The sequence below is a fragment of the Weissella muntiaci genome, assembly GCF_008107635.1.
GTDB classification, from domain to species: Bacteria; Bacillota; Bacilli; order Lactobacillales; family Lactobacillaceae; genus Weissella; species Weissella muntiaci.
This window is the reverse complement of sequence record NZ_SDGZ01000023.1, coordinates 16,459-28,178: the sequence shown is the minus strand read 5'-3', so window position 1 is coordinate 28,178 and position 11,720 is coordinate 16,459. Positions and strand designations below refer to the sequence as shown.

15 protein-coding genes are annotated in these 11,720 nt (G+C 40.5%); 8 read left to right on the top strand and 7 right to left on the bottom strand.

The annotated features are described in order from the left end of the window. Nucleotides 1–111 precede the first annotated feature (111 nt). The 3 genes from ESZ50_RS09325 (at nt 112) to ESZ50_RS09315 (ending at nt 2,359) form a co-directional block, all read left to right on the top strand. A complete protein-coding gene (locus ESZ50_RS09325) occupies nt 112–1,293 on the top strand; it encodes a multidrug effflux MFS transporter (RefSeq protein ID WP_148623321.1) in 1,182 nt (393 codons plus the stop codon). A gap of 28 nt (nt 1,294–1,321) precedes the next feature. Beyond that, nucleotides 1,322–1,639: a MazG nucleotide pyrophosphohydrolase domain-containing protein gene (locus ESZ50_RS09320; RefSeq protein ID WP_148623319.1), complete on the top strand. Its 318-nt coding sequence runs from the start codon at nt 1,322–1,324 to the stop codon at nt 1,637–1,639. 171 nt (nt 1,640–1,810) lie between these two features. Next, a complete protein-coding gene (locus tag ESZ50_RS09315) occupies nt 1,811–2,359 on the top strand; it encodes an NADPH-dependent FMN reductase (protein WP_148623317.1) in 549 nt (182 codons plus the stop codon). Nucleotides 2,360–2,410: 51 nt separating this feature from the next. Here the strand turns inward: ESZ50_RS09315 and ESZ50_RS09310 are convergent, their stop codons facing one another. The 4 genes from ESZ50_RS09310 to ESZ50_RS09295 all read right to left on the bottom strand — a co-directional run bounded on the left by ESZ50_RS09310 (nt 2,411) and on the right by ESZ50_RS09295 (nt 4,866). Continuing rightward, complete coding sequence (locus ESZ50_RS09310; RefSeq protein ID WP_148623315.1) at nt 2,411–2,836, bottom strand: Fur family transcriptional regulator; 426 nt, start codon at nt 2,834–2,836, stop codon at nt 2,411–2,413. Nucleotides 2,837–2,855: 19 nt separating this feature from the next. After that, nucleotides 2,856–3,566: a VIT1/CCC1 transporter family protein gene (locus tag ESZ50_RS09305; RefSeq protein WP_148623314.1), complete on the bottom strand. Its 711-nt coding sequence runs from the start codon at nt 3,564–3,566 to the stop codon at nt 2,856–2,858. A gap of 3 nt (nt 3,567–3,569) precedes the next feature. Next, nucleotides 3,570–4,256 (bottom strand): VIT1/CCC1 transporter family protein, encoded by a 687-nt coding sequence (locus tag ESZ50_RS09300; protein ID WP_148623312.1) that lies wholly within the window; start codon nt 4,254–4,256, stop codon nt 3,570–3,572. Nucleotides 4,257–4,422: 166 nt separating this feature from the next. Further along, the gene (locus ESZ50_RS09295) at nt 4,423–4,866 is read right to left on the bottom strand and encodes a MarR family winged helix-turn-helix transcriptional regulator (protein WP_148623311.1); all 444 of its coding nucleotides are present in this window, start codon (nt 4,864–4,866) and stop codon (nt 4,423–4,425) included. A gap of 96 nt (nt 4,867–4,962) precedes the next feature. Here ESZ50_RS09295 and ESZ50_RS09290 point away from each other — a divergent pair, with 96 nt between their 5' ends. Beyond that, on the top strand, nt 4,963–5,919 hold the full coding sequence (locus ESZ50_RS09290; protein ID WP_148623310.1) for a quinone oxidoreductase family protein: 957 nt from the start codon (nt 4,963–4,965) through the stop codon (nt 5,917–5,919). A gap of 58 nt (nt 5,920–5,977) precedes the next feature. Here the strand turns inward: ESZ50_RS09290 and ESZ50_RS09285 are convergent, their stop codons facing one another. Then, nucleotides 5,978–6,508, bottom strand: a complete 531-nt coding sequence (locus ESZ50_RS09285) for a serine O-acetyltransferase (RefSeq protein ID WP_148623308.1) — start codon at nt 6,506–6,508, stop codon at nt 5,978–5,980. Between the two features lie 13 nt (nt 6,509–6,521). Beyond that, nucleotides 6,522–7,412, bottom strand: a complete 891-nt coding sequence (locus tag ESZ50_RS09280) for an alcohol dehydrogenase catalytic domain-containing protein (RefSeq protein WP_148623306.1) — start codon at nt 7,410–7,412, stop codon at nt 6,522–6,524. Between the two features lie 154 nt (nt 7,413–7,566). On the opposite strand from ESZ50_RS09280, the gene ESZ50_RS09275 reads away from it, so the two are divergent. Continuing rightward, entirely contained in the window at nt 7,567–8,151 is a 585-nt protein-coding gene (locus ESZ50_RS09275; RefSeq protein WP_148623305.1) for a TetR/AcrR family transcriptional regulator, read from the top strand. Nucleotides 8,152–8,183: 32 nt separating this feature from the next. Here the strand turns inward: ESZ50_RS09275 and ESZ50_RS09270 are convergent, their stop codons facing one another. Further along, nucleotides 8,184–8,636, bottom strand: a complete 453-nt coding sequence (locus tag ESZ50_RS09270; RefSeq protein WP_148623303.1) for a MerR family transcriptional regulator — start codon at nt 8,634–8,636, stop codon at nt 8,184–8,186. A gap of 72 nt (nt 8,637–8,708) precedes the next feature. Here ESZ50_RS09270 and ESZ50_RS09265 point away from each other — a divergent pair, with 72 nt between their 5' ends. From ESZ50_RS09265 to ESZ50_RS09255, 3 genes are all read left to right on the top strand, one after another. Further along, nucleotides 8,709–9,443: an SDR family oxidoreductase gene (locus tag ESZ50_RS09265; RefSeq protein WP_148623301.1), complete on the top strand. Its 735-nt coding sequence runs from the start codon at nt 8,709–8,711 to the stop codon at nt 9,441–9,443. Nucleotides 9,444–9,840: 397 nt separating this feature from the next. After that, a complete protein-coding gene (locus ESZ50_RS09260; protein ID WP_148623300.1) occupies nt 9,841–10,830 on the top strand; it encodes an ABC transporter substrate-binding protein in 990 nt (329 codons plus the stop codon). Next, complete coding sequence (locus ESZ50_RS09255; RefSeq protein ID WP_148623298.1) at nt 10,824–11,714, top strand: ABC transporter permease; 891 nt, start codon at nt 10,824–10,826, stop codon at nt 11,712–11,714. The genes ESZ50_RS09260 and ESZ50_RS09255 overlap by 7 nt, the downstream gene beginning before the upstream one ends. Nucleotides 11,715–11,720 lie beyond the last annotated feature (6 nt).

The following is an 11,720-nucleotide window of genomic DNA, read 5'->3' as shown; positions in this document are numbered from 1 at the left end:
AAGATGAGTTGATTGCTTTTTTGTGGTAAATAGATAAAGTTGGTTAGCAATCTGGTGCAGGGCTTGTTATACTCGAAGATAGTTTGTTTTAAGGGGGCATGGGTAGAACTGATGGCAAAAAAAGTTAATACCTTTCAACTATTTTTATTTGGAGTAATTAGTGCATTTGCACCACTAGCAATGGATTTGTACTTACCGGGGCTACCAGAATTGCAAAGGGATTTAAATACAAGTGCGTCATTGGCGCAACTAACAATTACGGCATCGTTAATTGGAATTGGTCTGGGACAGGTTGTGATTGGCCCACTTTCCGATCGAGTGGGGCGGCGAAAGCCTTTGTTAGTTGGGATTCTGGTGTTTACAGTGAGTTCTTTGGCCATTGCAACGACCGATAGCATTGGCGTAATGATTGGGTTACGATTATTGCAGGGACTTGGTGGAGCAACTGGGATTGTACTATCCTTAGCAATGCTGACGGATTTATTTTCAGGTCGGGAACTTACCAAACAAATTTCAATTAATCAAACGATTAATGGTATTTTCCCAGTTTTGGCACCTGTATTTGGTGGTGTGATCGTTGCTATTTCCGATTGGCGAGTAACTTTTGTCCTTTTGGCAGTTTTGGGAATTGTTTTGGGGATCAGTATATTCTTGACGACACCAGAGACTTTGCCAATGGAGGAACGACGAACAGCGGATTTGGGGTCAGATTCCGTGATTGCCGGTTTCAAGCATTTGTTTAAAGAACATAACTTCATGGTGTACACGCTAACGCAGGCGTTCCTGACGGCATCATTATTTGCCTATATTGCTGGTTCAACATTTATGTTGGAAAGTATTTTTGGGCTGTCAACGGTTGCTTTTGGTGGCGTTTATGCAATAAATGGCTTGGGAATCGCAATCACCGCCGGCTTGTCGGGACGGTTAGCGCTTAAATATGGTGAGAAGACAGCTTTGAAAGTATTTATTTATATTGGGCTGTTAGGAAGCATTGCTTTGCTGGGAACTACATTGCTTGAGAAATCAATTTGGCTAGTGTTGCCACCATTATTTTTGATAGTTGCAACAATTGGTGGAATCATTGCAATGACAACCACGCTGGCAATGCAAGATCAGAAAGCACGTGCTGGATCGGCATCTGCTTTACTAGGTTTATTTCGATATACGTTGGGCGGAGTTATGTCGCCATTGGTGGGATTATTCGGAAATGCGACTTACCTACCATTGGCAATCATTATTCTTACTTTACAATTGCTTGGCTTAATTATTTTTACCCAAGTGAAGTCGTCATAGTGTAAGAGAGCTTTTAGGAGGAGCAAATATGCAACTTGAAGAACATCAGCGTTGGTTAGTCGACTTTTATAAAGGTCGGAATTGGTACCGGTTTTCACCGTTAATTCGGTTGAATTTCATGACTGAGGAATTGGGCGAATTATCACGTGCGGTGCGCGCACTTGAGATAGGTCGAGATCATCCTGGTGAGCACATCGAAAAAGCTGGTTGGCAAGACAACTTGGTTGAAGAAATGGCCGATGTGATGGATCAACTGTTAATTCTGGCGGATAAATTTGATATAAAACCAGAACAATTAATGCAACAGAGTGAGCGAAAGTTACAAAAGCGTTTTGAGGAAAAGTAGTTGGTTGCATCATCCATTTGTACATACAAAGGATGGTGCATTTTTTTTATATTATGGAACGATTGGAGAACATTATTGCATATTTTACTAAAAAGGACTTGCTCAGAACTACAAAAAAGTGTTTAATAATAGATGAAGAACTTACTTTTTGTAATTACAGGAGATTAGCAAATGTCTAAATACGGAATTATTGTTGGATCATTACGGAAGAATTCATTTACTTTAGGGGTAGCTGAGGCGCTTGTAGCAGGCCTTCCAGAAGACTCAGAAGTAACTTTTATTAATATTGCAGATTTGCCTTTATATAATCAGGATTATGATGCTGATTCACCAAAGATATATACGGACTTCCGTGAAACAATTGCTAAGCAAGATGCAATTATCTTCGCTACGCCAGAGCATAATCGAAGTGTCCCAGCTGCACTTAAAAATGCGATTGATATTGCTTCACGTCCTTGGGGGGAGAATGTCTGGGCACAGAAGCCCGCATTGGTTGCTTCACAATCAATCGCTGGAATCGGCGGAGCAGTTGCCAACCACGTACTAAGAAACTCATTGGACTTTCTAGATATGATTGTGATGCACCAGCCAGAATTATACATTGGTAATACGCCAAGTTTGTCAGACGAAAATGGTAAGATTACAAACGTTGATACACAAGCTTTCTTGAAGGACGCAGGGATGAAGTTTGCTGATTTTACGAAGCGTGTTCTAGGCTAAAATGATGTTAAAAAAGCACCGATACAAATGTATCGGTGCTTTTTTATATTATTAATTGGTTAGACCGAATAATTTTTGGCAATCTTCACATAATCCAGTGAATTCTAAGCTACTTTGTTCAATTAGATAATGGCTTGCTTCACGGGCAAGTGTTGGGAATTCATGCATATCAATGTTCTCACCATCAACAATTTTGCCACAATTACGACAAACGACATGATAATGTGGATGACCGAAATAGTCGAAATGTTTTTTACCATCTTGACTGCTATCAATAACGTAAACTAAGTCAATGCTAACAAGCACCTCCAGTGTATTATAGACGGTTGTCAAATTCATACCTAAACCTTGAGCAATCGTATCCGCACTTGGATGAATTCGGTTCTGGATCAAATAATCCAAAATACTAACCCGTTGGCTGGTTTTTTTAATGCCATGTTCTTGAAGAGTTTTTAGCGCTGCGTCTAGTTCGGTCATGAAAGCCCCTTTGCAGATTTTAGAAGAGTGTCCCAATTGCATAGTGAATTGCAATTGTAATCAACCCAATTATAACATTTCTGATAATAGATTTTTTCATAAAGGCGTGGCCAAACCGGGCACTCAAAGCACCTGTAAGAGCGACGGCAACCGTTGTGGCTAAAATTGTCATCGCAAATTGAACTTTGACGGGGCTATAGATCAATGCCATGAGTGGGAAAAGGCCACCCAGTGATGCAGAAATGGCTGATGAAATTGCCGCTGACCATGGATTAACATAGTGATTGACTTGAATATTGTATTTAGTTGCGAGAATCGTTTCTAATGGTTGCTTGGCCATTAATTCCGCGGCAATCTTGGTGGCAGTGTCAGGGCTAACACCGCGTTCGAGGTAAAAGTCCATGATGTCTTGTTGGACTGCTTGAGGAGCAATTTTGACACGAATATGCTCATTTTTAACAGCCACTTTCTCAGCATCTGCTTGTGCACTGACAGATGCATATTCGCCCGAGGCCATCGCTAACGCACATGCTAACAAATCGGCAGTTCCAGCAACAATGATTGTAAATTGATTACTTGTAGCGGCCGCAACGGAGAATAATACGCCAACGACAGTCAAGATACCATCATTTGATCCTAAAACACCTGCACGGATTGTATTCAGGCGCTCCTCCATTGTGGCGTTTGAGGAACGATTATGCTTAGTTCGTATTTTAATTTGTTTTAACATGTTTTATCTCCCAATCAAACTACCAATTAAAAATGTGACAACCATTGTAAAGATCCCCGAAATAACATTCCTGAGTGTGGCGCGATAGAGATTAGCACCTGAAAGCTTAGCCGCCGAGTAGCCGGTTATGGCTAACGCAATGGCAACAGCTAAACCAGTCGCAGGGATTTTAATGTTAGCTGGTAACAGTGTAATAGCAAGCATTGGTAAAAGTGAGCCCGTTGGAAATGAAATCATTGATGCAATTGCTGCACCGACTGCTGAAACCTCGTGGTGTAAGGTGAAACCGTGACGTTCCCTAACGGTAGTCCCCAGTGCGTCCTGAGCCATCATCTCGTTGGCCGCCAAGGTGGCCAATTCAAGCGATACACCTTGATTTATGTATTTATCTCGCACAAAACGGTATTCAGTTTGATAGTCGTTCTCGAGCGCATAGCGTTGTTCTGATTCGGCGCGAACTTGAGCATCATTTTGAGAGTGAACGGAAACATATTCACCCATGGCCATTGACACTGTACCGGCTAGTATCCCAGCGAATCCGGCGATGAAGATCGTAAACGAATTGGACGAAGCAGCTGCAACACCGATTACAATGCCAGAAATTGATAAAATTCCGTCATTGGCGCCCATAACCGCTGCACGTACAAGATTGTTTCGCTGTGAAAGATTGAGTTTCTTTTGCTTCGGCATAAAATTAACCTCGTCTAATTTATAATCATTTTAAACTACACAATAAACTTAGCACATTTTTCAAGAATTGAATAGTAAATATTCAAGGTTAATAATTTGAATTAAAAAAGAGCCCTTTATCTAAAAAGGACTCTAATGAATTAAGATTTTGAGCATGTTTTGCTACTTATCGTTGAGATATAAAGTGATCAACTTTTCTAAAAGCAGTGAGAAAGGCCGCTCTTTCAGCAGATGTTAGACCTTCAAAAGCAGCTTCGAGAATTCTTAGGCGTGTTGAACTGATTGCAGAATTTATTTCAAGACCTAAGGGGGATAAGATTATTTTCCTAATTCGTGTATCCACATCATCCTGGAAAGTTTGAATTAAACCACTTTTTTCCAAACGATCGATTTGTCGGCTTAACGTTGAGGGCGGACGATTAAAAAGGCTAACTAAACTACTAACTTGAGTTGGGGCAGTATTTGCAATCGTTACAAATAATGGGAATAGCTTTGGATCAAGGTCAACGCCAGCCTCATTAAGTAAATTTTGGTCCTGTTTGGGATCATCAAGAAAGCAGATTAGCTTAAAGATATGTTGATAAACTTCAGTATAATAGTTATTTTTCATACCATTATTTTAACAAAATAATTTGCATTTTGCACAGATAGTGTTATATTTATTTATGTGCAAAACGCAAATAAAATAAAAAGAGGGAATTTTAAAATGAAAGCAGCAATTATAAAAGGAATTGGACAGGCTCCAACGCTTAGCGAAATATCTGCCCCAGTAAGTGACCAACCATCAGTACTTGTAAATGTGAAGGCAAGTGCCCTTAGTAATGTTACAAAAGCTCGTTCAATGGGAAACCATTATTCAAGCGCAAATGATTTTCCACGCACTGCAGGAATGGATGGAGTTGGAACCCTTGAAAATGGTAAGCGGGTCTATTTTGCAAATTCGATGACAGGATCATTGGCTGAGCAAACGCTTGTTGATCAGAAAATGTTAATTTCATTACCAGACAATCTAAGCGACCATATGGCGGCCGCAATCGCAAATCCAGGGATGAGCTCTTATGCAGCGTTGGTATATCGTGCTCAAATCAAGCCTGGGGATGTAGTCCTGATTAATGGTGCAACTGGGACAGCGGGAGTCCTTGCGGTCGCAATGGCTTACACACTGGGGGCGGAGAAGGTGATTGTAACCGGCCGCGGTTATGAACAATTGAGATCAGTCAATGCTGATGCTTATCTAGCGACTGATTCATTTGATTTAGCAGATCAGGCCGGCCAAACAGCATATATGAATGAACTTGGAAAGCTAACTACAGACGTAACAATTGTCTTAGATTATTTGTTTGGCGACACAGCAACCTTGATTATTAATAGTTTGGCCAAAACAATTGGTGGTGCACATCGAATTCGTTATATCGAAATCGGTGCGATTGCCGGTCAGGATGCCAAAATCTCAGGAGCCGCATTACGTTCTTCTAAGATTGAAATCATGGGTTCTGGTCTCCGTTCTGTTGATATGGCTGATATGTACACTACATTGCAAAATGTGTTTAGGTTAGCAGCCGAGAACCAATGGAGTGTGCCGATAGCAATATTTACTCTTGATCAAATCAGTACGGCTTGGTCAGCACCAAATGCGCCACGACCAGTAATAGCGATTTCTTAACGTGATAATAAAAAAGCGACCTTGCATGAACGGTCGCTTTTTGTGTATGTTCGATTAATTACTGAGTTGCTTGTGTATGATAACGAGTGATTAAATCTTCGGCCGCCGTGATCTGGTCTTCACGGGTAGGCATGTCTGAATAGTAAATCGGTGCCATTCCGGGGTTAGCGGGCTTAATTTGATTGACGCCAAAGGCGATGCTACTTTCAGGGACATCTTTAGTGATGATTGCTCCCGTTCCAATAATTGAATTATCGCCGATAATAATTGGTCCTACGATTTTGGCACCGTCCGCAATTATTACATTTTTACCAATGACAGGATTACCGAGATTTTCCCAGCGCTTAGTTGAACGATTATAGGTCTGGTTGGCCCCAATTGTAACATTCTGAAAGATCACGGTTCCGGCGGAAATTTTAGCTGCGGCAATTGTGCAGCCCTTGCCATTATGAGCAAAAAGGACGGTCTCATCAATTTCAACGGCGTTGATTTCACAATTATATTGTTGCTGCAGAATCTCTGCAGCTAGCATGCGTGCATCTGGATCGCTTGAAAAGGAATTTATTTGGAATAGTTTTTTGAAATTCATGTTTGATACCTGCTTAATTTAATGTGAGATATACACGACCACGACTATGGTGGTCATTGGTATAGTGTTGGGCTTCTTTTGCATCGCTGAAAGCGAAGCGTTTACCAACTGGACCTTTGAGTTCGTCAGTGGATAATTTTTCAATCAATTGTAGATAGACTTGTCGGTTGAATTCTTCGTGAACAAATTGAATTTGTGGATTATCTGTAATTGCGATAGAAATGGCCTGGACATTTGGAATCATTGATGACAAGGATTCTAAAAGGTGTGTATTTCCAGCGATATCGATGATTGTTGCATCAGTCAGTTTGGGTAAGCAATCAATTGTGTAGACTGGTGCTTTTGGTAATCGAGACTGGAAATACTCGACACTGCTAGGATTTACTAAGGGGAAGATCATATGATGATCTAAGGTAAGCAATTGAAGTAGTAATATGCCAATCACAGAGTTTGCGCCGGTGATGATGATATTTTGTGACGAAGCTTTCTTAATGATTGAGGCGAGGAGTTCGGCGGTGCCACCGGCACCAACTAATGTAAGTGCTTGTTCATCTGAGACGTTGTCTGATAATGGGAAAAGCCAATTTGAATTTTTGGATGTAAGATACTCTTGGTAAGCTCCAGTAGGATTAAGCACCAAGACGCGTTGATGCATTAGTGCGGAGTCCCGTTGTTCGCCAACCTGCACTACCTCACCAACTCCGCCAACGCCGATTACCCGCGGAAGGTTAGTTAACTGTTCAGCAGTGGCGTGATCATTAAACTCGCGCTTTATATCTGAAGCGGTAACTGGAAGCGCATGCATTTTGATCAAGACTTCATTCGCTGCAGGCGTTGGGAGATCAACCTCCCTGAAACTAAGATCGTTGATACCTCTAAAGCTATGTTGAATAAGTTGTCGCATAATTTAATCCCTCTTTTATTTACATGTTGTATCTATAATACAAAAAGAATTATAACGCACTGGTTGAATAATACAAGTTTTTATTTACAATTTGTTCTTAAAAATAAAGGATGTTATAATTTAATCAGTTGGAAAGACCAGGAGGGATTCAAGAATGGTAACGAGAGCACCACGCAAATCAGTTGCTGAACTTAACGAGGCAATATTTTCTGCGGTCATTCATCTTCTGGAGACGTCGGGTTATGAGAATGTTACTTTTAACAATGTCGCGAAAGCATCCGGTGTTGGTCGACCAGTCCTTTACCGGCGATTTGCTGATCCATTTACAATGGTATTAGCGGCAGAGCAGTACTATTCAGTCGATGAAGTTCAAAGCTACGATCAAATTGATTTTTCTGGAAAGCGCCTGCGTGAAAATTTAATTGATAGCCTGATGCATTTTAATGGATCACCACCGTTTATGCGGGCTTTTCTAATTGAATTAGGGCGTGGAACTGAGACAGTTAATAACTTCTTTGCTGAATTGAGCAAGCAAAATGAATTAATCATGACTCGAATGTTGGAGCAGGCGATTCTCGACGGTGAACTTAAAAATGATGTGATTAGGGAGGTGAAGTTGATGCCTTTTCGTGCATTGCTTTACCAAGTTCTAGTCGATCAGTCGGCAGTATCATTAGAATTTGTGACTGACTTGGTAGACAATATTGTGATACCAGCAATTCATAATCAACAAAAATAAAAGGTTCACCATATTAAGTATGGTGAACCTTTTTAGCTATGTGCTATTTCTGCCTCGTAGATAGACCTAAGCTCTGGTTGTACGTGGCTTGTACCAGTTTCAAAATTAATTGTTTCAGTTCCAGCTTCCTTTGCTCGTGAGTAATACCACTTCTTCCAGCGCAGGAAGGCCAGTTGAGCTTGGAGATTTTTAATCTCATCTTCAAGGATTGCTTCGTGCTCTTCAATGAAGTCGAAGCGTTGATTTAATGTTGAATCGCCTTCCAAACACCACGTCATAAAGTGGCTGATATCTTTGATTGGTATGCCGGACTGCTTCAGACAATCAATAACCTCGATATAATTCAAGTCATTTTCATTAAAGATTCGACGACCATTGAGATCTCTTTTGGCAAAGGGTAAAAGACCTTGTTTATCATAATATCGAATTGTGGAGGTTGGGACGTGCATAATACTGGCAATATCGCCGATTTGATAGTTTTTCATAGTTTCCTCTTGACTTAAACTTAGGTTCAAGTGATAGTATAACACTTATAATAAATAGAACGGGGAATAATCATGACAAATAAGCCATTAATTGTTATCACAGGAGCAAGTTCTGGATTTGGTGCTGAAATTGCAAAGATTTTTAACGAAGCTGGATTTCCAGAGTTGCTACTAAGTCGTCGTACTCAAAAGATTAAGGAGCTTCCATTAGACTTTTCAAATGTATTAGTTGAGGAAGTTGATGTAACCGATAAGGAACAATTTGAAACAGCTGTTAATAAGGCAGTCGCAAAGTTTGGTCCGGTTGATCTTTTAGTAAATAATGCAGGATTGATGTTACTTGGTAATATACAAAATCAAGATCCTAAGGAATGGCAGACCATGTTAGACACCAATGTGATGGGTGTCTTGAACGGTATGCAAATTGTTTTGAATGAGATGATCGAGCGCCAAAGTGGAACAATCATTAATATGTCCTCACTTGCAGGAAAGAAGACCTTCACAAATCACGCCGCATATGTGGCAAGTAAGTATGGTGTGCATGGCTTAACTGAGACTGTCCGTGAGGAAGTGTCAGGCAAAAATGTGCGTGTTGCTGTAGTTGCACCAGGGGCTGCGGAGACTGAATTGTTGACGCATGTAACTGACGAAGGTGCGCTTGAGAGTTATCAAGAGTGGAAGAATGCAATGGGTGGTGTTGTGCTAGATCCGAAGCATGTGGCTGAAGTAGTTAAGTTTATTTACGATATGCCACAAGATGTTACCATTCGTGAGATTGATATTGCACCAACTCGTCAAGATAGCTAAAGCTTTGATTAAACTGACTTCCAGTATTTTTTGCTGGAAGTTTTTTGCTGTTTGTAGAATTAAAATTTAATGAGTTTTAAAAGAAAGTTGACATTTTAGACGCTTTAAGGTTTAATTAATTTTAATCATTTGTAGAGGGGTTATGAAATGACACATACCAATTACTCACAACTGAATAATGAATTTGGCTTTAGCTTTTTCTTTAGATAGCGTTTGTATTCTAAAACAGGATACGAACGCTTAACACTAAGTGTTCGTATCTAAAAAAGGCTAATGCTTTTCAACGCGAAAAGAGCCAGTTAGATGCGGTAATTATCTAACTGTTTGAGGGCCCAAAACCAGTTAGATGACTATGTCTCTAGCTGGTTTTTTTTATTTTAAAAAATGGAGCAAAATTATGAAAAAAACATTACTCATTACCGCAGGAGTTCTCACAACTTCAGCAATCTTATTGACCGAGACCGTAAATGCGTCAGCACAGAAGACGATTAATATCGGCGTATTACAAGTTGTGCAGCATGGTTCGTTAGATGCTGCTAGGAATGGATTTGAAAAGGAACTAACCAAGGAAGTTAAAGCCTACAATTCAAACTGGACAGTTAAGTATAATTATCAAAACGCTCAAGGAGATCAGGCTAATTTACAGTCGATGAGTAGTCAGATTGTTAAAGGCAAACCAGATTTAATTTTGGCAATTGCGAAGCCTTCGGCGCAAACAATTGCTAAGACAACGAAATCAATTCCGATTTTGACAACGGCGGTGACCGATTTAAAACGCGCGGGGTTGGTAAAGGATAATAACAAACCGGCAACGAATGTTTCTGGTACTAGTGATTTGACACCGGTTGATAAGCAACTGAAGCTATTATCAACATTAACCAAGTCTGAGAAGCCCTTGGGGGTGATTTATAATTCGTCAGAAGAAAATTCTACTTTACAGGTTGATATGGCAAAAAAATATGCGAAGGAGCACCATCTTAAATTGAAGATAGTAAGTGTGACATCGACTAACGACATTCAATCAGCGCTGAATAGTATTGATGGTCAAATTGCTGGACTATACGTTCCTAGTGATAACTTGATGGCCAGCGCAATGCACACAATTGGTCGGGTGACACAAAAGGCAAAGCTTCCTGTTGTGACAGGATCAATTGAGATGGCTGAAGATGGCGGTACAGCGACCTACGGACTAAATTATCAGGATCTTGGTAAGCAGACTGCTAAGATGGCGGCGCAAATTATTCTTGACCATAAGGATGTAAAGCAAATGCCAGTAGAGCAGTCTGACAAACTACATCTATATGTGAATAAAAGCAATTTGAAAAAATCGGTCTTAAAGCCGGTGACATCAAGGAACCTTAATCTAGGAGGAAGCCAGCTATGTTAATTAACAGTATCGGTCAAGGGCTTTTATGGACACCGCTTGTTTTAGGCGTGTATATTACTTTTAGAATTTTGGATATTCCTGATTTGACCACAGAGGGAAGCTTTCCGCTCGGTGCGGCTGTTACCATTAGCGCACAGTTGTCAGGGCAACAAGTCTTGGTTGCTTTATTACTTGGTTTTCTGACAGGCACAATTGCAGGGATTATTACAGGTATTTTAAACACTAAGTTACATATTCCAGCGCTTTTGGCAGGAATTTTAACCTTAACGGGGCTCTATTCAATTAACATGCACATTATGGGACGGGCAAACTTAGCTTTGATCGACCAGAAAACATTGATTGATCTTATTCCTGTAATTGGTAGTGATGATGTCCGAACAATCGTGGTGACACTACCGATCGTATGCGGAGTGCTGGGCTTGTTGTATATCTTTTTCAGCACTAGGCTGGGATTGGACTTGCGGGTAGTCGGAAATAATCGAATTATGAGTGTTACAAATGGGATTCGGGCTGATAGAATGACTATCTTGGGTTATGCAATTTCAAATGGTTTAATTGCTTTATCTGGTGGCTTAATCGCCCAAGGCAATGGTTTTGCGGATATCAACATGGGAGTTGGGACGATTGTAATCGGTCTAGCATCAGTTTTGCTGGGTGAGATCATGGTTGCTTCGCGAAAGATTGTCTGGCAGTTAGTTTCGATGGCGATTGGGGCAATCATATATCGGACGATTCTAGCAGGCGCAATGAATATTGGAATATCGCCAGATGATTTGAAGATCTTCTCAGCGTTGATACTAGTAGTCGTGATTGTGGCGCCAATGATTGGAGAAAAATTGAAACAAAAGTATCGTTTGGCGGCTTATTTAAAGCAACAGAAATGATGGAGA